This window comes from Glycomyces tritici, assembly GCF_030403505.1.
Genome location: NZ_JAUEMJ010000001.1, coordinates 739,199 through 760,107, shown reverse-complemented (window position 1 = coordinate 760,107; position 20,909 = coordinate 739,199). Strand labels below are relative to the sequence as shown.

General features: G+C 70.3%; 17 protein-coding genes, 1 tRNA gene and 1 pseudogene. 11 read left to right on the top strand and 8 right to left on the bottom strand.

Annotated features, from left to right (window positions below):
• Positions 1-45: 45 nt before the first annotated feature.
• The 5 genes from QWI33_RS03475 to QWI33_RS03455 all read right to left on the bottom strand — a co-directional run bounded on the left by QWI33_RS03475 (position 46) and on the right by QWI33_RS03455 (position 7,232).
• On the bottom strand, positions 46-1,806 hold the full coding sequence (locus QWI33_RS03475; RefSeq protein WP_289954916.1) for an IucA/IucC family protein: 1,761 nt from the start codon (positions 1,804-1,806) through the stop codon (positions 46-48).
• A complete protein-coding gene (locus QWI33_RS03470) occupies positions 1,803-2,396 on the bottom strand; it encodes a GNAT family N-acetyltransferase (protein WP_289954914.1) in 594 nt (197 codons plus the stop codon). Before QWI33_RS03470 ends, QWI33_RS03475 begins: the two co-directional genes overlap by 4 nt.
• Positions 2,393-3,694 carry a lysine N(6)-hydroxylase/L-ornithine N(5)-oxygenase family protein gene (locus QWI33_RS03465; RefSeq protein WP_289954913.1) on the bottom strand — a complete coding sequence of 434 codons (1,302 nt, stop codon included), beginning with the start codon at positions 3,692-3,694 and terminating at the stop codon, positions 2,393-2,395. The genes QWI33_RS03470 and QWI33_RS03465 overlap by 4 nt, the downstream gene beginning before the upstream one ends.
• Positions 3,691-5,094: a pyridoxal phosphate-dependent decarboxylase family protein gene (locus tag QWI33_RS03460; RefSeq protein ID WP_353895387.1), complete on the bottom strand. Its 1,404-nt coding sequence runs from the start codon at positions 5,092-5,094 to the stop codon at positions 3,691-3,693. Before QWI33_RS03460 ends, QWI33_RS03465 begins: the two co-directional genes overlap by 4 nt.
• 467 nt (positions 5,095-5,561) lie before the next feature.
• Positions 5,562-7,232, bottom strand: coding sequence for a DUF885 domain-containing protein (locus QWI33_RS03455; protein WP_289954911.1), 1,671 nt, complete (start codon positions 7,230-7,232; stop codon positions 5,562-5,564).
• Between the two features lie 33 nt (positions 7,233-7,265).
• On the opposite strand from QWI33_RS03455, the pseudogene QWI33_RS29565 reads away from it, so the two are divergent.
• From QWI33_RS29565 to QWI33_RS03435, 5 genes and pseudogenes are all read left to right on the top strand, one after another.
• Positions 7,266-7,865: pseudogene (locus QWI33_RS29565) on the top strand (DUF6928 family protein); the annotation flags it as partial.
• Between the two features lie 73 nt (positions 7,866-7,938).
• Positions 7,939-8,508 carry a riboflavin biosynthesis intermediates N-glycosidase gene (gene ybiA, locus QWI33_RS03450; RefSeq protein ID WP_289954910.1) on the top strand — a complete coding sequence of 190 codons (570 nt, stop codon included), beginning with the start codon at positions 7,939-7,941 and terminating at the stop codon, positions 8,506-8,508.
• 23 nt (positions 8,509-8,531) lie between these two features.
• On the top strand, positions 8,532-8,993 hold the full coding sequence (locus tag QWI33_RS03445) for a hypothetical protein (protein ID WP_289954909.1): 462 nt from the start codon (positions 8,532-8,534) through the stop codon (positions 8,991-8,993).
• A gap of 95 nt (positions 8,994-9,088) precedes the next feature.
• Positions 9,089-10,522 (top strand): family 43 glycosylhydrolase, encoded by a 1,434-nt coding sequence (locus QWI33_RS03440; RefSeq protein WP_353895345.1) that lies wholly within the window; start codon positions 9,089-9,091, stop codon positions 10,520-10,522.
• Positions 10,523-10,736: 214 nt separating this feature from the next.
• Entirely contained in the window at positions 10,737-12,182 is a 1,446-nt protein-coding gene (locus tag QWI33_RS03435) for an AAA family ATPase (protein WP_289954905.1), read from the top strand.
• Between the two features lie 66 nt (positions 12,183-12,248).
• On the opposite strand, the gene QWI33_RS03430 is transcribed toward QWI33_RS03435, so the two are convergent.
• Positions 12,249-12,324, bottom strand: a tRNA-Asn gene (locus QWI33_RS03430).
• A gap of 261 nt (positions 12,325-12,585) precedes the next feature.
• On the opposite strand from QWI33_RS03430, the gene QWI33_RS03425 reads away from it, so the two are divergent.
• Positions 12,586-12,918, top strand: coding sequence for a YtxH domain-containing protein (locus QWI33_RS03425; protein WP_289954904.1), 333 nt, complete (start codon positions 12,586-12,588; stop codon positions 12,916-12,918).
• A 165-nt stretch (positions 12,919-13,083) separates the two neighbouring features.
• On the opposite strand, the gene QWI33_RS03420 is transcribed toward QWI33_RS03425, so the two are convergent.
• The gene (locus tag QWI33_RS03420) at positions 13,084-15,561 is read right to left on the bottom strand and encodes a glycoside hydrolase family 3 protein (RefSeq protein ID WP_289954902.1); all 2,478 of its coding nucleotides are present in this window, start codon (positions 15,559-15,561) and stop codon (positions 13,084-13,086) included.
• Positions 15,562-15,707: 146 nt separating this feature from the next.
• On the opposite strand from QWI33_RS03420, the gene QWI33_RS03415 reads away from it, so the two are divergent.
• The 5 genes from QWI33_RS03415 (at position 15,708) to QWI33_RS03395 (ending at position 19,918) form a co-directional block, all read left to right on the top strand.
• Positions 15,708-16,295 carry a TetR/AcrR family transcriptional regulator gene (locus tag QWI33_RS03415; RefSeq protein ID WP_289954900.1) on the top strand — a complete coding sequence of 196 codons (588 nt, stop codon included), beginning with the start codon at positions 15,708-15,710 and terminating at the stop codon, positions 16,293-16,295.
• Positions 16,292-17,167, top strand: coding sequence for a putative RNA methyltransferase (locus QWI33_RS03410; protein WP_289954898.1), 876 nt, complete (start codon positions 16,292-16,294; stop codon positions 17,165-17,167). The genes QWI33_RS03415 and QWI33_RS03410 overlap by 4 nt, the downstream gene beginning before the upstream one ends.
• Before the next feature lie 111 nt (positions 17,168-17,278).
• Entirely contained in the window at positions 17,279-18,118 is an 840-nt protein-coding gene (locus QWI33_RS03405) for a glutaminyl-peptide cyclotransferase (protein WP_289954896.1), read from the top strand.
• 40 nt (positions 18,119-18,158) lie between these two features.
• Positions 18,159-18,668 carry a GNAT family N-acetyltransferase gene (locus QWI33_RS03400; protein ID WP_289954892.1) on the top strand — a complete coding sequence of 170 codons (510 nt, stop codon included), beginning with the start codon at positions 18,159-18,161 and terminating at the stop codon, positions 18,666-18,668.
• An 86-nt stretch (positions 18,669-18,754) separates the two neighbouring features.
• Complete coding sequence (locus QWI33_RS03395; RefSeq protein WP_289954891.1) at positions 18,755-19,918, top strand: hypothetical protein; 1,164 nt, start codon at positions 18,755-18,757, stop codon at positions 19,916-19,918.
• A 35-nt stretch (positions 19,919-19,953) separates the two neighbouring features.
• On the opposite strand, the gene QWI33_RS03390 is transcribed toward QWI33_RS03395, so the two are convergent.
• On the bottom strand, positions 19,954-20,886 hold the full coding sequence (locus QWI33_RS03390; RefSeq protein WP_289954889.1) for a carbohydrate kinase family protein: 933 nt from the start codon (positions 20,884-20,886) through the stop codon (positions 19,954-19,956).
• Positions 20,887-20,909 lie beyond the last annotated feature (23 nt).

Genomic DNA, 20,909 nt, shown 5'->3' with positions numbered 1-20,909 from the left:
CCCCTCCGCGTCCTTGCGCAGTGCCGCCCCTGCTGCCGGGCGGGCTCAGCGCCAGGCGTGCAGGGGGTTGTCGAGCCGACCGGCATAGATCAGGCTCTCCTCCTGGTTCTCGATGTCGACCATCTGCTGATTGTTCTTGAGCTGCAGGCGGTTCAGGCACGAGAGCGTGAAGCCCTCCTCGAACAGCGGGAACCGCTCGAACGCGTCGGCCAGGTCCGGGTGCGCGGCCTGGTAGTCCTTCAGTGACTCGGCGGCGACGCGCCAGAACTCGTCCTCGCTGAGCACGCCGTCGAGGTGGAGGTGCCCGGCGAGGAACCGCAGGAAGCAGTCCACGACATCGGTGAGGATCGACAGGGCCCGCACGTTGTCGGGCACCTCGGCGCGGATGCGCGCGATCGCCTCGGGCACCGGGGTGGCGGCTTCCAGGACCGCGCACTCCTCGCCGATGTCCTTGAAGAACACGCGCTCGACGGCGCCGTCCTTGAGCACGAGGATCACGTTCTCGCCGTGGGGCATGAACACCAGGCCGTACCGGTACAGGCAGTGCGCGACGGGCACGAGGTAGGCGTCGAGGTAGCCGCGCAGCCAGTCGGCCGGGCGCAGGCCCGAGCGGCGGATGAGGGCCGACGCGAGCGGCTTCCCCTCCGCGTCCACATGCAGCAGCGAGGCCATGGTGGCGACCTGCTCGCCCTTGGCGAGTTTGGGGATCGGGCTCTCGCGCCACAGGGCCGCGAGCATCTTCCGGTACGGGGAGCCCTTCGGCGCGCCGGCCGTGTAGGCCGGGTGCCGGTAGCCGACCGAGGCGCGCTCGCGCAGGATCGTCACACCGTGCCGCTTCAGGGTCGGGTCGCCGTGCACGAGGTCGGCCACGAAGTCGCTGATCGCGGGCGTGACCTCCATGTACTCGGTGGAGAGCCCGCGCATGAAGCCCATGTTGAGCACCGAGAGCGCGGTCTTCACGTAGTCGGCGCCGGGCCGGGAGCGGTTGAAGAACGTGCGGATCGACTGCTGCGCCTGGAACTCGTCATGCCCCTCGCCGAGGGGGATGAGCCGCCCGGCGGCGATCTCGGGCGCGAAGGTCACGGAGATCTTGTTGCGCCACTGCCAGGGGTGCACCGGGATCAGGTACACATCCTCATAGGACAGTCCGCGGTCGGTGAGCATGGACTCGAAATACTCTCGCGAGTCCGCGTCGATCTGCGTGTCGAGCAGCCAGTCGAAGCCCAGCTCCGGCGAAGACGCGAACATCGCGTGCTCGCGCGGCGCCGCCAGCCACATGAGTCGCACGCCCGCCCCGGCCTCGGGCGCGTACGAGCGGTAGTCCTCGGAGGTGAAGCCGAGCCGGCCCGAGCCGGCGACGAAGCACGGGTGCCCGCCGGTCATGCCCGCCTCAATGGCCTGGAACCCCGCGTCCACCAGGGCCGCGGCGCTCAACTGGCCCTCGCCGAGCTGGTACGCCCCGCGGTTGATCGTCGCGGCGACCTCCTCGAGGTACACCGGCAGGACCGTGTCGCTCAGCCCGAGCTCGCCCCTGAACGAGAGGAAGAACGCGGCCGCGTCCAGTTCGAGGCCCTCACCCGCGGCGCCGGTGCGCTCGATCGAGGCGGGGTCGACCACCCAGTGGTCGAGCTTGAAGCGCTGCGCCGCGAACCGGTACCGCTCCGCGCCGGCGGCGAGCGCGTACCGCTCGCCGTCCTTGACCGGCACCAGCAGCCGCTCATGGGCGAACTCGCCGATGGCCTTGGCCAGCAGGTTCCTCGTGGCCTGCTGCCACAGCTGCGGGGTGAGGTGGTCGATGGCGCTCACGCGGGCACTCCTCTCGCGGCGGACCGCTCGAAATCGATTCGGGTGCAGAAGCTCAGCAGCGCCTGCTTGTCCTTGAGCCCCACGCTTCGCTCGGGTTTGAACCCCACGAACTCGTTGAGGCGGTGGATGGCCTCGTTGGCCGTGTCGGGCTCCACGACGACCCGCTGCGCGCCGAAGCCGTCGAACAGCAGGTGCATCACGGTCTCCATGACGCCCTTGGTGAATCCCGGGATCGGCTTCTCGGTGGGGGCGGTGAGCACGTGCATGCCGATGTCGCCCTCTGCGGGGGTGTAGACGCCCGCGAGCTCGGAGGCGGCCGGGTCGTAGACCTCGACGAGGAACCGGGCGCGGTAGTGGTAGAGCCCCATGTACGCGAAGTGCCCGGGGTCGACCTCGATGGCCTCGTGCTCGGCGAGCACGTCGGCCACGGAGGCGTCCTGCATCATCCAGTACTTCGCCTTCGGGTGCGTCACCCACTCGTGGAGGAGCGGGGAGTCGGTGGGCGGGTCGACCGGCCGCAGGCCGAAGTCGCCCAGCTGCGGGTGCAGGTGGTAGAACGTGCTGGGGGCCTTCATCACTGGGCTGCTCACGACACTGGTGCTCCGAATTCCTGGAAGCCGATGCGGCGCTCGATGGGGTAGACCTCCCGGCCGGTCAGGGACCGGATGATCCAGGAGTTGCGGTAGGCGGCCATGCCGAGGTCGGGGGAGACGAAGCCGTGGGTGGCGAGTTCGGCGTTCTGGACGAAGACCTCGCCCTCGCCCGAGGCGTCGACGCTGTAGTCGCGGCGGGCCTCCAGGCGCCCGGTCGCGTCGAAGCGCAGCCGGTCGCGGACCTCGTCGAGGAACGCCGGGACGCGGTAACTGTAGCCGGTCGCCAGGACCAGCCCCTCGGTCTGGAGTTCGAAGGAGCGGTCCTGCTCGTGCTGGCGCACGGAGAGCCGCACGCTGCCGCAACCGGCGGCCTTCTCGACAGTGCAGTTGGTGAACAGCCTGGTCGGCACGGAACCGTGCTCGAACCGCTTCTGGTACAGGAGGTCGAAGATCTCGTTGATGAGCTCGGTGTTGATGCCCTTGTACAGGTTCTTGTGGGCCGCGTTCAGCTCGTCGCGCTTCGGCGCGGGCAGCGCGTGGAAGTAGTCGACGTACTCCGGGCTGGTCATCTCCAGCGTGAGCTTGGTGTACTCGAGCGGGAAGAACCGGGGCGAGCGGGTGACCCAGTTCAGCTCGTAGCCGCCGCCCTCGATGTCGACCAGGAGGTCCCGGTAGATCTCGGCGGCGCTCTGGCCGCTGCCGACCACGGTGACGGACCCGCATTCGCGCAGGCGGTCGCGGTGCTCCAGGTAGGCGGAGGCGTGGCAGACCGTGGGGCTCTCCAGCTCGCGGCACGCGGGCGGGATCCAGGGGGGCGTGCCGGTGCCGAGCACGATCCGCCGCGCGTAGTCCACGGTCGCGCCGCCGGGCCCTTCAGAGCGGACGGCGTAGACCCCGTCCTCCCAGGTCACGCCCGTGACATTCCGTCCGAACCGGAGGTTGTCGAGCTTCTCGGCGGCCCAGCGCAGGTAGTCCTGGAACTCGGTGCGCAGCTGGTAGAAGGACTCGCGGATGTAGAACGGGTAGATCCGCCCGCTCTCCTTGAGGTAGTTGAGGAACGAGTACTCGGAGGTCGGGTCGGCGAGGGTGACGAGGTCGGCCATGAAGGGCACCTGCATCGTGGTGCCCTCGATGAGCATCCCGGGGTGCCAGTCCACGTTCGGCTTGCGCTCCAGGAAGATCCCGTCGAGGCCCTCGATCGGCGCGGTGAGCGCCGCGAGGCCGAGGTTGAACGGTCCGAGGCCGATCCCGATGAAGTCGTGGGTCACCGCGTCGCCTGTTTCGCCGGTGCTCATGCGGACTCCTGCGCCTTCTTGCCGTGGCGCGCGAGCGCTTCGAGCACGGGGACGATGTCCGCGAGCCCGGTCTCCGGGTTCAGCAGAGTGAGCTTGAGGGCGGTGCGCCCCTCCACTTTGGTGGCCGCGACCATGCCTTCGCCGGAGGCCGCGAGGGACTCCCGGGCGAGGCGGTGCGTCTCGTCGTCGGCCCCGGCGAGGCGGAAGAGGACCGTGGAGAGCTGCGAGGGCGGCGCGGCGACTTCGAAGCGCGGATCCGAGGCGAGCCAGTCCCAGGTCTGGTCGGCGAGGTCGCACACCCGGTCGAACATGGCGCCCAGCGCGTCGGGTCCCAAGGTGCGCAGGGTCATCCAGAGCTTCAGCGCGTCGAAGCGGCGCGTGGTCTGCAGGCTCTTGTCGACCTGGTTGGGGAAGGCGCCCTCGGCCGGGTTGAGGTAGTCGGCGTGGTGCGTGACGTGCCGCAGCGAGGCCCGGTCGCGTACGAGGAGCGCGGAGGAGCTGACCGGCTGGAAGAACGACTTGTGGTAGTCCACGGTGACCGAGTCGGCGTGCTCGATGCCGCCGAGGAGCCCGCGGTGCTGCTGCGAGACGAGGATGCCGCAGCCGTACGCGGCGTCCACGTGGAACCAGACCCGGTGGGCCGCGGTGATCTCGGCGATCGGGCCGAGCGGGTCGACGGACCCGAAGTCGGTGGTCCCGGCGGTCGCGACGACCGCCGCGGGGATGAGGCCCTGCTCGCGGCAGGTCTCGATCGCCGCGTCCAGGGCGGCGGGGTTCATGCGGAACCAGTCGTCGGCGGGCACGGTGATCACGGCCTCCTCCCCGAGGCCGAGGAGCCGGGCGGCCTTGACGACCGAGAAGTGCGAGTGCGGTGAGGCGAAGAACCGCAGGCGGGGGAGTACCTCGACGCCGCGCAGCGGCGTGCCGACCTCGACCCGGTGCTTGAGCAGGACCGCCTCGACGGCCTCGTCCCGCGCCAGCAGCAGCGCCTGCAGGTTCGACTGCGTCCCACCGGAGGTGAAGATGCCGTCGGCGTCGGGCCCGAGGCCGATGCGCCGCGCGGTCCAGTCGATGAGCCGCTGCTCGATGAAGGTGCCGCCGGCGCTCTGGTCCCAGGTGTCGACCGAGGTGTTGACGGCGGCGAGCACGGTCTCGGCGGCGACGGCCGGTAGCGCGACCGGGCAGTTCAGGTGTGCGAGGTAGCGGGGGTGGTGGAACCAGACCGCGTCCTTGAGGTAGAGCTCGCCGACCTCGTCCATCGCGTCCTCGAAGGACTCCAGGGGCCGGTCGAGGTCGACCGCGGCGATGGCCGGGCCGAGGTCGGCGGGTGCGGCGCCGGTCCACGGCCGATCGACGGCGGCGAACCGGTCGGCAAGGCGCCCTGCGACATCGACGATCATGCCGCGGTAGGCGGCGGCCGATTCGCGGCCCAGGAGGGCCGGCGGGTCGGAGCTGGTGAGCGGCGCGGGAGCCGGACGGAGGTCGGCGCTTGTCAGCACGGAGGGTCACCTTTCGGAGAAGGACGGCGCGGAGGGACGTGAACTCGCAGTAGTGCCGGGGAACGTGTAGGTTAGGCTAACCTAAATCACGGTCGCGCAGAAGGGCCGGTCCCGAATGGTGACGTTCTCCACGAATTCTTGCGAAAGCTTCCCGCTCAAGGCATTTGCGCGCGGTGTCAAGTACCGCGAAGAGTCCCTTATGGACTGTCAGAATCGGCTGCGCCGCAATGAAAGACGTGCACGCAGCGCGCCTTAGTCGAAGATTGCGGCGGAGCCCGGGGGGAGCACCGCCGCGCTCATATCGTGCAATACGGGGCCCGAACTGTCTGTCACCAATCCGACAACCTCCCGTCGGGGCCCGGAACTTCCTAAGCGGACTCGGCGATCCAGTCCTCCACGACCCCCGTCATCGTCTCCAGCGGGATCGACCCGTTCGCGAGGATGCGGTCGTGGAAGCGCCGCAGGTCGAACGCCCCGCCCAGCGCCTCGCGGGCCCGCTCCCGCAGCGCCCCGATGTGCCGGCGCCCGATCATGTAGGCCAGCGCCTGGCCCGGCCATGCGATGTAGCGGTCGACCTCGTTGGCGATGTTGGCCTCCGAGAGCGCGGTGTGCTCGCGCATGTACGCGACCGCCCGCTCCCGCGACCACCCGAAGACGTGCATCCCGGTGTCCACGACCAGGCGGCAGGCCCGCCACGCGTCGAACGAGACCATGCCCAGCCGCTGCAGGTCCCCGCTGTAGAGCCCGATCTCGTCGCAGAGCCGCTCGGTGTACAGGCCCCAGCCCTCGCCGAACGCGGTCACGTACGCGAACCGCCGGAACTGCGGCAGCCCGTCCAGGGTCTGGCCGAGCGCGAACTGGAGGTGGTGCCCGGGAACCGATTCGTGGAACGCGAGCGCCTCGTACTCGTAGCGGGCCCGGCTCGCGGGCTCGTACGTGTTCACCCAGTGCGTGCCCGGCCTGGAGCCGTCCGCGGCCGGGACGGTGTAGTACGCGAGGGTCGAGCCCTTGGCGGCGGCCTCGGGGATCACCTCGACCGAGCAGGGCGCGATGTCGTAGTCCAGGAACGCCTTCGGCAGCGCCGCCTCGGCCCGGCGGAGCGCTTCGGTGACATCGGCGAGGATCTCGTCCGAGTGCGCGTACCGCAGCGACCGGTCGTTGCGGAGCCGGTCGACGACCTCCGCCGCATCGGCGGTCCCGAGCGCCCGCGCACCGATCTCGGCGAACTCGCCGCGCACCCGGGCGACCTCCTCGAGGCCGATCCGGTGGACCTCCTCGGGCGTCAGGTCGGTGGTCGTGAACTGCCTTGAGGCCGCCGCGTACCCGTCCGACCCGCCGGGCACGTGGCAGACCCCGACGTACTCGTCGAGCCGGGAGACGGGCAGGAACTCCGACTCCAGGGCCTCGCGCCACCGCCGGAGCGAGGGCCGGACCCGCTCGGCCACCAACGCGGCGGCCTCGTCCTTCCAGCCGTCCACACCGGTCGGCGTCGGCGAGATGAGCGGATCGCTCCGCACATCGGTGCCGAGGTAATCGTCGATCTGCTCGATCACCGCGAGCACGCCGCGGCGGGTCTGGTGCCGCCCTTCGGCCCCGGCCTGCCGGTACCGCTCGAGCACGGCGTCGAAGTACCCGCCGAGCGAGCCGAGCCGCACGAGGTAGTCCCGGCTCCGCTGCTCCGTGTTCAGGCTCATGCGCGGCAGCGAGGAGAGCATCGTCGAGACCGGCCCGGTGATGGTGTTGGAGAGGCCCACCTCCCCGAGCGCCGCTTCGATGCCCGCCGCCTGATCGGCGGTGAGCCGCGCGAGCATGGAGTACGTGATCCGGTCCTGCCCTTCGAGGGCGCCCGCATCGATCCCGTCGAGGCCCGCGCGGACCTCGGCGGCGTGCGAGAGCCGCGTCCGGTCGCCCTCCCTGCTCGGATCCGGCAGCTTGTCGTCGTAACCGGCGATGCCGTAGAAGCTGGCCGATGTGGGGTTGTCGGCCAGGTGGAAGTCGAAGTACCGCTGCGCCAGCGCAGCCAGCTGAGGGTCGCCCATGGCACGACCCTACTTGGACGCCATGCACTATGAATGGGAGCCGTCGCCGACACGAGGAGCACGTCCATGGGTGCGAAGGCCGCCATCGTCTATCTCGGGAAAGGGCTCCCGAAGGACGCGCTGCGCGCTGCGCCGCCGCTCGACCCCGCCGTGGCCGACGCTTCCGCCGCACTCGCCGCGTCGGTGCTCGGCGCGCCGGTCGTCGAGGCGGGCCGCGGCGACCTCACCGACTCGACCTGGCCTGGCGGGGAGACGATCTGCACGGCGAGCTACCCCGACTTCGACCTGATCTGCTTCAAGCCGCTCGCCCAGGACCGCCCGAGCAACCTGACCGAGTGGATCAACCGCGTGTCGCCCGCGGGGAACGCGTACGGCGTCTTCATGTCCAGCGTCGTCGACTACCTTTCGATGGCGGTGTGGGAGGACGGCGCCGTCCGCCGCTCGCTGAGCCTCGCGCCCGACGACGGGACCATGGAGGACCTGGGCCGGCGGTACGAATTCGAAGCGCCGTACTGGAACGGCGACCACTCGATCCGCGACTACGCCCCCGAGTACCCCCTCCCGTTCCACCCGCTCGACCTCGGCGAAGCCGCCTTGCGCGCATGGTTCGGCTTCAACCTCGAAGGCCCGCCGAACCCGGAAGCCGACTCATGGGCGTTCGAGATCCCGTGCTACCGCCGGGCCTCGTTATGGCAAGGTGGGCGGCATGTCTGCAGCTCTCGTTCTGCCGCGCAGCGTCGACGAGGCCGTCGCGCTGACCTCCGCCGGCCAGTCCTTCGAATACGTGCACTTCTGGGGCCACTCGCCGAACGCCGACGGCAGCGCCGGCCGCGGCTGCCTGAGCCAGTGGTGGCCCGCGTCGTTCAGCGAGGACGAGCACCGCTTCGCCTCGGCCGAGCACTACATGATGGCGCACAAGGCCTGGCTCTTCGACGACGACGCCGGCGCCCGCAAGATCCTCGCCGCCGGCCACCCGGGCGAAGCCCAATCCCTCGGCCGCAAAGTCCGCGGCTTCGACCAGCGCACCTGGGAGGCCGAGCGCTTCGGCATCGTCGTGCGCGCCAACCTCGCCAAATTCGGTCAGCACGACGACCTTCGCGCCTACCTCCTCGGCACCGGCGACCGCGTCCTGGTCGAGGCCAGCCCCCGCGACCGCATCTGGGGCATCGGCCTCGGCGAGACCGACCCCCTCGCCGCGTCCCCGCACACCTGGAAGGGCCTGAACCTCCTCGGCTTCGCCCTCATGCAAACCCGAGCGCAACTCGCCGCCTCCTGATGCGCATAGGCGTCACCGGGCACATGAACCTCACGCCCGCCACGGCCGACCTCGTCAGGGCCGCACTCCGCAGCGAACTCGAACGCTTCGATCCAGTGGACCTGACCGGCGTCTCGTGCCTCGCCGAAGGCGCCGACGCGCTCTTCGCGCAAGCCGTGCTCGACGCGGGCGGACTCCTCGAGGCGATCCTCCCGGCCCGCGACTACCAGGACACCCAAGCGGGCCCGGTCCATCGACCCGTCCTCGACGCGCTGGCCGCCCGCGCAGCAAGCGTCACCTACGTCGCCGAGACCTCCTCGGTCCAGGCCTACGCCGCCGCGAACGACGCGATGCTCGCCTCGATCGACCTGCTCCTCGCCGTCTGGGACGGCGTCCCGTCCGCCAAACCGGGAGGCACGGCCGACGCGGTCGCCGCCGCCCGCGACCTCGGCCTCCCGACCCGGATCATCTGGCCCGAAGGCGCGCAACGGGCGGCGCCGAGCTGAGGGGGGCGTTCGCGAGCAGCGGCCCAAGATATTGAGGTGCTTGACTATATCGATGTGTTATCGATATCATCGAACCCCGCGCCGGGCTTCGACGGATGCCGCAGGCCCGCAACGAGGAGTCCATCATGCGACGCATACTGACGGTTGCGCTGACGGCGGCATCGGCCGCCGTCATGCTCCTGGCCGGGGCGGCTCCGGCCGCCGCCGCCCACCACCTGACCGACGGCGCCTCCGTCAACCTCATCGCGCAGCACTCGCGCAAATGCGCCGACGTGATCACCGGCTCCACCGCCAACGGCGCCGAGATCGGGCAGTACGACTGCAATGCCGGCCTCAACCAGCTGTGGCGCATCCGCGACCTCGGCAACGGCTACGTGCAGCTCGCCGCCCGCCACTCCGACAAGTGCCTCGACGTCGACGGCGCCTCGAGCGCCAACGGCGCCAAGGTGATCCAGTGGACGTGCGGCAACGGCACGAACCAGCAGTGGAAGATCGAGAACGCCGGCACCGGAGTCACGCGACTCGTCGCGCGGCATTCGGGCAAGTGCCTGGAGGTGCCGAGCGCCTCGACCGCGAACGGGGCGCGGCTCCAGCAGCGCGACTGCGGCACCGGTGCCAACCAGCAGTGGAGCCTGAACACCGTGTCGAACCCCGCGATCCCGGGGCTGTTCGCCGACCCGAACATCGTGCGGTTCGGCGACACGTACTACCTCTACGCGACCACTGACGGGTTCGCCGGCTGGTCCGGCACCCAGTTCCGGGCGTTCTCCTCCAAGGACCTCGTCACCTGGACCGACCATGGCGTGATCCTGGACGTCGCCGCCGACATCTCCTGGGCCGACAACTCGGCCTGGGCTCCGGGCATCGCGGAGAAGAACGGCAAGTACTACTTCTACTTCTCCGCCGGGAAGGCCAGCGGCGACACCCGCAAGCACCTGGGCGTGGCCGTCGCCGACTCGCCCACCGGCCCGTTCCGGGACGCCCTCGGGAAGCCCCTCGTGCCCGCCGGTGCCTACGGGGGCCAGATGATCGACCCGGCCGTGCTCACCGACACCGACGGCAGGTCCTACCTGTACTGGGGTCAGGGATCCTCGCACCAGGTGCCGCTGAACGCCGACATGACCTCGTTCAACGCCGCGCAGGTGCGCACCTACCAGCCCGCGAACTACAACGAGGGCAGCTTCGTCGTCAAGCGCGGCGCCACGTACTACTTCATGTGGTCGGAGAACGACACCCGATCGGAGGACTACCGGGTCGCCTACGCCACCGGATCCTCGCCGACCGGGCCGTGGAGCGCGCGTGCCGGCGTGATCCTGCAGAAGGACCTGAGCCAGGGCATCAAGGGCACCGGCCACCACTCGGTCGTGCAAGCCCCCGGCACCGACCAGTGGTACATCGCCTACCACCGGTTCGCGATCCCGAACGGCGACGGGACCCATCGCGAGACCATGATCGACCGCATGTACTTCAACGCCGACGGCACCATCCGCCCCGTCGTCCCGACCATCGTCGGCGTCGATCCGATCTGATCACCGACCCTGAATGAAAAGGCCCGGGCGGCATGCGCCGCCCGGGCCGTTCCCACTGTCTCAAGGTGGCGCCCTCCTCAAGGTCTATGCGTGTCTTTCCCCGCAGGTAGCAACCCTGAGAACCCGCCTAGCGGCCCTGACAACCCTGACCGGCTGACTTAGCATCGTGCTAACTTAGAAGGCATCTAAGTTAGGGAACCTGGTCGGGGGTGGCATGCGCAAGGCTCCGTTCGTAGGGCGCAAACGGGAGATGGCAGATCTGCGGTGGCGACAGGAACTGGTCGAACGTGATGGCCAGGGTGTCGCCGTCGCCATCCGGGGCCGTCGGCAGGCGGGCAAGTCGAGGCTGGTCGAGCAGTACTGCGTCGAGGCGGCAGTGCCGAGGCTGTACTTCCAAGCGAGCAAGGGGGTCGGAACTGTCGAATCGCTCGAGCTGTTCATGGCCGCGCTTCGGACCTCGGACCTCCCCGGGGCCGCTGCTCTGCCGGGTGCGGCGCCCCGAACTTGGCTGGAGGCGTTCGAACTGCTCGCGCTCGCTCTGCCCGAGGACCGCGTTTCGGTCGTGGTCATAGACGAGATCCCATGGTTGTTCCAGCAGGATTCGCGCCTTGAAGGCTATCTGCAGACGGCATGGGACCGGCTGCTCAAGAGGAAGCCGGTACTACTGCTGTTGGTGGGCAGCGACATCCACATGATGGAGGCGTTCATCGGCTATGACCGTCCGTTCTACGGGCGAGCGGATCCGATGGTGGTCAAGCCGTTGAACCCCGCGGACACTGCGGAGCTCACTGGCCTGAGCGGCGTCGACGCGCTCGACGCCTACCTGATCACCGGCGGATTCCCTGCGCTCTGCAGAACGTGGGGCGACGGATCGAACGCCCTGGACTTCTTCGCCGAGCAGTGCCGCAGAGCGACGAGTCCCCTGTTCACCATCGGTGAGCAGATGTTGGACTCGGAGTTCCCGCAACCGGATCAGACCCGCAGGGTGTTCTCGGCGATCGGGAGCGGTGAGCGGACCTTCGGCAATATCGCCGCCCATGCGGGGCGGGGCCCGGACGAACCGATCAAGTCAGGCTCGCTCGGTCCCATCCTCAACCGGCTCCACGACAAGTACGCCATCGCCTTCGATCAGCCTCTCGCCGCCCGACCCGGCAATGGCGGCAAGCTGTACCGCGTCGCCGATTCGTATCTGCGGTTGTACCTGGCGATGCTCGCCGGCGCCCATGAGGAAGTGAAGCGCGATCGTCATGAGCAGGCGCTGCGGATGATCAAGCGGCGATGGGAAAGCTGGCGCGGCCGGGCGATCGAGCCGGTGGTTCGCGAAGCGCTCGCTCGCGCGTCCGCCTCGGATGAATTCCCCTGGCCGGAGGCGGTCGAGGTCGGTGGCTGGTGGCCGCGAAGCTTCGACCCAGAGGTGGACCTCGTGGGAGCAGACCGCGGACCCGTGGCGAGGACGGTCTTCTATACGGGCTCGATCAAATGGCTCGGCACGCCCTTCGACCACGATGATCTGAACAGTCTCAGGAAGTCCGCGGGGGCGGTCCCCGGGGCTTCGGAAGAGGAGAGCGGCATGGTGGTGGTCAGTCGATCCGGTGTGTCCGACGGCGTGGTCGCAGACATCGTGTGGGGGCCTGAAGACGTCTTGGCTGCATGGGAGTGACTTCGGCAAGAAACGAAAAAGCCCGGACCGGCTTGCGCCGTCCGGGCCGTTCCCACTGTCTCAAGGTGGCTCCCCAACTTGGACTCGAACCAAGAACCTGCCGATTAACAGTCGGCTGCTCTGCCAATTGAGCTATTGGGGAAGGGGTTCGAGTTCGGCTTTCACCGTGCGAACCGGATATGACAGTACAGGACCGGCGCGGGCGGGTGCCACCGGGGTGGGTGTGGTGTCGGTCCGATCGAGGGCGGGGAAGGGCGGTTTTGAATCGCTCGGCGCGTTTCCGTCATGGGCCGCGTGGGCACCCTCACATGAGGCAGAATGGCCGCTATATGCGGCGACGCACAGTGAACTCCTGAGCACAGTGAAACCAGATCGGCCTGCGGGTCGGCCGAGGAGGCAAAGAATGCGGAAGTTGTATCTCGTAGCAGGGTTCGCGGTCGGCTACATCCTGGGGGCGAAGGCCGGGCGGGAACGCTACGACCAGATCGTCGACTACACCAGGCGCGTGACCGGGAACGACAAGGTCCAGCAGGTCGCCTCGACGGTGCGCACACAGGCGAACAAGGCCGTGGACGCGGCCCAGGACAAGATCAAGGGCACCAAGTTCGGCGACATCGTGGAGAACTTCACGGCGAGCGCCGACGAACCCCCAAAAGCTGAGCCCTGGGACTCCGCCGGGGTGACCACGCCGGCCCGGAGCGACAGGGCACTGCGCGGGGACGCTCCCGGGTTCTGATCCCCTGAGGCGCATGGCGCGGGGGGGGGGGGGGGGGGGGCCCCCCCCCCCCCCCGGGGCGCCGGGGGGGGGGGGTGGGGCCCGGCGCGGGGACGCGCCCGGGGGCTGCTCCCCGGCGGCGCCGGGCGCGGGGGGCGGGACTGCGGCCCCGCCCGCCGCGCTTTGCTATGCCGGTTTGACCGATGCCTGCAGGCGCAGGTCGGCGACGCTGCGGCCCGCGGCGACCGTCCAGGCGCCCGGGACGTGCTTCCAGGCGTGGTCGGCTTCATCCCAGTACTGGAAGGAACGCTCCTCGAGGGGGATCGCGACGTCGACGGTCTCGCCCGGGGCCGCTTCGATCGCGGCGAAGCCCGCGAGGCGGTGGGCCTCGATGCCGTCCGCGATGTCAAGGCCGGCCTCGGGGGAGAGGTAGACCTGGACGACTTCGCGGCCGGTCTTGCTGCCGCTGTTGCGGACTCGCACGGTCACCTCGCCGGCGTCGACGTGGAGGTCCTCGTACGTCCACTCGGTGTAGGAGAGGCCGTGGCCGAACCAGAACGCGGGCTCGGCGCCGTCCTGCCGCTCCCAGGCGCGGTAGCCGATGAAGACGCCCTCGTCGTAGTGGAGCTCGCCGTCGGTGGGCACGACCTGGACGACGGGCGCGTCATCGAGGCGCCGCGGCCAGGTGGTGGTGAGGCGCCCGCCCGGTTCGGCGCCCAGCAGGACGTCGGCGAGGGCGTGCCCGCCCTCCTGCCCGGGGAACCAGGTCAGAAGGATCGCGGCCACGTCGTCGGCCCAGGGCATCTCGACGGGGGCGCCGGTGTTGACGACGACGACCGTGTTCGGGTTCGCCGCGGCGACGGCCGCGACGAGCTCGTCCTGGCGGCCGGGCAGACGCAGGTTCGGCCGGTCGAAGCCCTCGGATTCGGTGAGGGCGGTCGTGGAGACGACGACTACCGCCACGTCGGCGGCGCGGGCCGCCTCGACCGCTTCGGCGATGAGCCGGTCCTCGTCCGGGCGGGGCCCGGCGTGCATGAGCCCGAACAGGACCGACGGCGGGTAGCCGGGCGGGAAGACGGATACCGGCGAGTGCTCGAGGCGGATCGGGACGCGCTGCCCGGCCTCCAGGTGGACGGTGGCGCGTTCGACGGCGGGCCCGAAGAACGCCTCGAACGGGTCGTCGCTGGAGGGCACGTGCTCGCCGTCGAAGACCACTTCGCCGCCGATGGAGAGGCGGTGGTGGCCGGTGCCCCTGGTGCCGAAGACGTGGTCGCCGGTGGTGTCGACGGTGAAGACGCCTTCGACGACCGCGTGGGAGAAGTCGTCCTGCGCGAGGTCGCCCGCCAGGTACCCCATCCACTTGACGTCCCCGTTCGCGAGCGCGAGGGCGGGCAGTGCGGTGCCGTCCTTCCGCACCGGGTGCGCCTCGAGGTCGAAGCCCTTGCCGGCAGCCTGGATCTTCTCGAAGAGGTCCACGCCCTGCGCGTACCGGACGCGGTCGCCGAGGGCTTCGCGGAGGCCGTCGAGCGGGGACACCACGTTGCTCGGGAACACGGTGGCCGAGCCGCCGCCGAGGATGCGGGCCTCGGCCGCGGCGGGTCCGATGAGCGCGAGGCCGCCGAGCGAGTCGGCGGCGAGCGGCAGGATCGGCGTGTCGCCACCTTCGGGGGCGTCGTTCTGCGCGAGGACGAAGGAGCGCCGGGCGATCTCGCGCAGCAGCGCTTCCGGATCGGCGACGGCCGCAAGGCGGTCGTCCACTGCGGCCTGGACGCCTTCGAGGGCGCCGACGCGCGCGGCGAGTTTGAGCATGCGGCGCACGGCGTCGTCGACGTAGGCCTCGCTGGTGCGCCCTTCACGGACGGCGGCGACGAGGTCCTTGCCGTACACGGTGAACGGCCCCGGCATGGCGAGATCGAGCCCGGCCTCGATGTCCTCGACGGTGTGGCGGGCAGCGCCCCAGTCGGAGACGTTGAACCCGTCGAACCCGAACTCCTCGCGCAGGACGCTCATGAGCTCCTTGTGCGCGGTCATGGTGTGGCCGTTGACGGCGTTGTAGGCGGTCATGACGCCCCACGGGCGCACGGCGGCGGTGATCATCTCGAAGGGCCGCAGGTAGAGCTCCCGCAACGCCCGCTCGCCGATGATGTTGTTCGCGGTGAACCGGTCGGTCTCGGCGTCGTTGCCCACGTAGTGCTTCATGGTGGTGCCGACGCCGCACTCCTGGATGCCGGCCACGTACGCCTGGGCGATGCGCCCGGTCAGGTACGGGTCCTCGCTGAACGCCTCGAAGTGGCGTCCGCCGAGCGGGGAGCGCTGGAGGTTGATGGTGGGCGCCAGCAGCACGTCCACGTCCTTGCGGCGGGACTCGGCGGCGAGCAGGTTTCCGATGCGGCGCACCAGTTCCGGGTCCCAGGAGGCGGCCTGCGCGGTGGGGCTCGGCAGTGCCAGGGACGGATCGGCGGCGGTCCAGAAGCGGCCGCGCACGCCGATCGGGCCGTCCGAGACGGTCATCGACCGCAGCCCGGCCTCGGGCACTGCGATGGTGCGCCACATGTCGAGCCCGGCCACCAGGTCGGCCTTCGTCTCCAGATCCATCTTCGCGAGGGCCGCTTCGACGGCCTCGGCATACTCGGGCCGGTCGTCCGGGATGACCCAGTCGCTCATGCGCCCTTCCTTTCGGTGTTCCTCGTCGATCCCCTCGGGGCGGCACCTGCGAGTCTCGCACGCGTACCGAGCAATCGGTAGGTTTAGTCGCCGAACTGTTACCATCTATGCTCGTTCCAACGACACCCCGCAGATTCGAGACGCCCATGCCGAGCATCCAGCACAGCGCCCGCGGGCACGCCCGCCGCGACGCGATCGTGCGGGCCGCGATCGAGGTCATCGCCGAGCGCGGCTACCGGGGCGCCAGCCTCGCTGCCGTCGCCGAGAAGGCCGGCCTCAGCCAGCAGGGGCTCCTGCACTACTTCCGGAGCAAGGAGGACCTGCTCATCGGGGTCCTCCAGTGGCGTGCCGAGACCGACACGGGCGGGCGCGACATCGTCGCCGAACCGATGTCCCTCGCCGCCACCCAGGGCGTCGTCGAGGCCAACGCGCACCGCGAGGCCATCGTCCGCACCTTCTCGGCGCTGCTCGGCGAGTCCGTCACCGGCGACCACCCCGCCGCCGAGTACTTCCGGCTCCGCTACCGCCGCGTCCGCGAGGCCATGACCGCCACGCTCCGCCTGGAATGGGGTGACCGGCTCCCGTCCGGCCTCACCCCGGAGGAGGCCGCGCCGCTCGTCGTCGCGATCATGGACGGTCTCCAGTTCCAGTGGCTCCACGAGCCCGAGTCGTTCGACATGCCCGCTGCATTCAGGGCCTTCGTCCGGCTCCTCGATCCGAAAGCGGCACCTTGACAGACAGCCCAGTGACCCTGCCCGCCCTCGACGCGCTGGCCTGCCCGAACTGCGCAGGGCCGCTCACGCAGGCCGACCGCCGCCTGTCCTGCGCCAACGGGCACTCCTTCGACCTCGCCAAGCAGGGCTACGCGCCGCTGCTCGCGCCCGGGTCGAACACCACCACCGGCGACACCGCCGACCAGATCGCCGCCCGTGAGGACTTCCTCGACTCCGGGGTCTACGACCCGTTCATGGCCGCCGTCGCCACCGCCTCGCTCACCGACGCCCCCGGCGTGTTCGTCGAACCCGGTTGCGGCACAGGGCACTACCTCGCCGCCGCGCTCGCCGCCGACCCCGCGCGCGAAGGCATCGGCCTCGACACCTCCAAGTACGCGCTGCGGCGCTGCGCCAAGCGCACCGTCCCCGGGAGCGAACCGGGCGCGCGGCAGCGCATCGCCGCGGTGCTCGCCGACGCGTGGCAGCGGCTCCCCATCCGCGACGGCGCCGCCGCCGCGGTCCTCAACGTCTTCGCCCCTCGCAACGCCGAGGAGATCGCGCGCGTGCTCCACCCGGGGGGCGCGCTCGTGGTCCTCACTCCCCGGCAGGACCACCTGCGCGAGCTCGTCGGCACCCTGGACATGCTGAGCGTCGACCCCGAGAAGGAGCAGCGGACCGCCGACCAGCTCGGCACCCTCTTCGAGGCCGAGCGGACCGACGAGGTCGTGTACTCGATCGGCTTGGGGCACAGCGAGGTCCTGCGCCTGGTCGGCATGGGCCCGAGCGCCCGCCACCTCGACGCCGCCGCGCTCGCCGCGACGGTGGCCGCACTCCCTGAGCGGATCGAGGTCCAGGCGGCCGCGAACGTCACGCGGTGGCGCAAGAAGCATTGACAGAGCTCGATCCGTGTGCCGGGGTGAGCACCCCTCACGGGGCACTTGTCCTCCTTTGCCGCGACCAGTACGGTACGAAGCATCACCCCTGACCGGCTGGAGATGAGATCAGTGTTCGATGAGAAGCGCGCGACGCGGCGCGGCCTGGCCCTCGGCGCGGCCGGACTGCTCGCCCTCGCCGGCTGCGGCACCGGCGACGCCGTCGCGGAGGACCAGGTGACCGTCTCCGAGGACGCGGGCGTCGAGGAGCTCCAGGTCAAGGTCCTGGAGACCTACGACCACGACGCGACCTCCTTCACCCAGGGCCTCCAGCTCGCCGAGCACCCCGAGCACGGCACCGTCCTCTACGAGAGCGCCGGCCAGTACGGCGCCTCGGACGTGCGCATCGTCGACCCCGGCACCGGCGCCGTGCTCGCCTCCCAGGACCTCCCCGCCGAGCAGTTCGCCGAAGGCCTCACCCTCACCGACGACTCGATCTGGCAGATCACCTGGCAGGAGCACGTGGCCCACCGGCGGGACCCGGTCACCCTCGACATCCTCGAGAGCGTCCAGTACGAAGGCGAAGGCTGGGGCATCTGCTATGACGGCACGCAGCTCGTCATGAGCGACGGCTCCTCGACGCTGACGTTCCGCGACCCGGTCACGTTCGCGGAGACCGGCACCGTCGAAGTCACGCTCGAGGGCGAGCCGGTCTACCAGATCAACGAGCTCGAATGCACCGGCGGCCAGGTCTGGGCCAACCTCTGGCAGACCGACCAGATCGTGCGCATCGACCCCGCCACCGGCGAAGTCGGCGCGGTCGTGGACGCCACCGGCCTCCTCCCGCCCGAGGAGGCGGGCGGCGCCGACGTCCTCAACGGGATCGCCGCGGCCGAGGAGGAGGGCGCGTTCTACCTCACCGGCAAGCTCTGGCCCAAGCTCTACCTGGTCGAGTTCACACCGGCCCAATAATGCGGTGCGGCAGGGCCGCCGCCATGGCAGCATTCGGGCCATGACGCCGACCCTGCGCACCGAGCGCCTCGTCCTCGACCCGTACGTCCCCGCCGACGAGGAGGGCTTCGTCGCGCTCTTCGGCGACCCGCGCGTCTCGCAGTGGATGGGCGACGGACCCGAGCCCGAGGAGGCCAACCGGGCCCTGTTCCACCGCGTCTTCACGCACGTCTACGACACCGGCAAGTTCGACGTGTGGGCCGTGCGCGAGGACGGCGACCTCATCGGCCACGCCGAGATCAAGCCGACCGAGGAGTCCGGCGGCCACGAGCTCATCTACGCCCTCGCCCACCGCGCCTGGGGCCGGGGCCTCGGTACCGAACTGGCGCAGGCGATCATCGACTACGGCTTCACCCGCCTCGGTCTCGACGAAGTGCACGCCACCGTCGCCGACCAGAACACCGGCTCGCTCGCCGTCATGAAGAAGCTCGGCTTCGAGCACGTGCGAGACAAGCCCGAAGACAACGGCTCTGTCACGAAGGTCCTCACTCTGAAGCGCCCGAGCGCGTAGGGGACCGAGTACAGACCGTCCTCAGTGAACGGACCGCCGCCGAATCGGGAATTGCGCGGGAGGTGCGGGTAGGCCATGATGAGGTCATGGCCATCACACCCCTGGACCGATTGCTGGAGTACAAGATGCACCTCTTGACCGACTCCCGGCAGCCCCGCGCCTACGCCACCTGGTGGCAGGACCTCACCACCGCGGCCTTCTCCGCGTGGTTCTTCGGCGGCCTCATCCTCGACGTCACCGCCCACGCCCGCGGCTGGGCCGAATCGTTCTTCACCTGGTGGCACCTGGCGTTCTACACCGGCTTCTTCGCCACCGCCGCCTGGATCGCCTGGATCTTCATCCGCGCCCACCGCGCCGAGGGCCGCACCGGCATGGCCGCCGTCCCCCACGGCTACGGGCCCGCCGTCATCGGCATCCCGCTCTTCCTCGCCTCCGGCATCGCCGACATGATCTGGCACGAGGTGCTCGGCGTCGAGACGAACCTCGCGATCCTCTTCAGCCCTTCGCACCTCACCCTGGCCGCGGGCGGCGTCCTCATCGTCGCCGCACCCCTCCTCTCGGCCTGGCGCCGCGCCACACTCGCGGCCGAACCCGAGCCGATCCCGCTCGAGGCCCGCATGGCCGCCCCCGCACTCTCCTTGGGCTACATCACGACCGCACTCGTGCTCTTCCTCGCCTACCTCGTGCCGCACACGAACTCGCCGTTCGCCGTCGCGGCGGCCCTGAAGGGCCCGCACGTCTTCGAGGGCTTCCCGGTGGCGGGCATCGTGTTCACCACCGTGCTGGTGCTCGCGCTGGCGGTCATGATGACCGGCCGGTTCCGGCTGCCGCTGGGGTTCTTCACGGTCGCGTTCGCGTACCCGGCGATCATGGCCGGCGCGTACTCGGGCTTCGAGTACGGCGGGTACGTGTGGATCTTCCTGCTCTCGGGCGCGTGGCTCGACTTCCTGGTGTGGCTCATCCGCCCCGAGCTGCGCCGCCGCCGCGACCTGCTCGTGCTCGCCGGGGCCTGGGCGGTGCCGGTCTGGGCCGCGTTCCTCATCAGCACGGGCGCCGCCACCGGCATCTGGCCGGCCACCGAGATCGGCCTGGGCGCCCCGCTCGTCGCGGCCGTCGTCGGCTGCCTGTTCATGCTGGTGGTCCAGCCTGAGCGGCGCGACGCGGTGCGCACGGTGCCCGTGGAGCCCTCGCCGTTCGACGACGTGATCGCCCGCGCGAAGGCCATGACCGCGAACAAGCCCGCGGAGTAGCGAACGGCCCCGGCGCTCTGCGCCGGGGCCGTCGATCACCGCTTCAGCGCCGCAAGGCTTTCGGCCAGCAGCTCCGCGGAGATGAGGGCCGTGCTCGTGCCCTTGGTACGGCACGCGTACGCGCCCGCCACGCGGCCCGCGTTGATGGCGGCCGCGAGGTCGCCGCCCCGGGCCCGCGCCCACAGCATCCCCGAGACGAACGCGTCGCCCGCGCCGTTGGAGTCCACGGGGGACCAGTCGGCCCATGCAGGGACCGCCGCGCCGAGCTGGGCGACCGGGTCGATCGCGTCGTACTGCTCCAGGGACCCGCCGCGTTCGAGCACGTACCCGCCGTGCTCGCCGTTCGTGGCGATCACGACCGCGGCGCGGCCGTTGTCGAGGATCCAGCGCATCGCCTTCTCCGGGTCGCCGCCGAGCTTCGCTGCGGAGAGGGTCACGAGGTCGGCGCGCAGGGCGAAGGCCTTCTGGTGCTCGGCCTCGCCGTCCCACCCGTGCAGGTCGGTCGAGACGGTCACGCCTTCGGGGATCGCGGTCAGCACGTCCCTGGTGTGGTTAGGGATCGAGACATGGACGTGCTTGGCCTCGGCGACGTGCGGGCCGAAGAACTCGGCGGGCATGCGCAGATCGGCGTCGTGGCGGTAGTCGTAGAAGGAGTAGCGCCGCCCGCCGGCGTCGACCAGGTTCACCGAGCGCGAGGTCCCGTTGGGGGAGATGAGGTGCCGGAAGTCGAGGCCGTGCCGCTCGTAGTGGCCCAGGACCAGCCGGCCCTGCTCGTCGTCGCCGATGTAGTCGATGAAGCGGGTGGCGAGCCCGAGGTGGAGGCAGCCGAGGGCGACCCCGTTCCCGGTGTGGGCCACGTAGTCGTAGATCGGTTCCACGCCGAGCGAGTCGCCGTCGCCGATCGCGATCTCGGGGACGCGCACGATGGTGTCGACGCCGACGCCGCCCACGACCAGGATGTCGAGCATGTGTTTGCTTCCTTTGCAAGGAG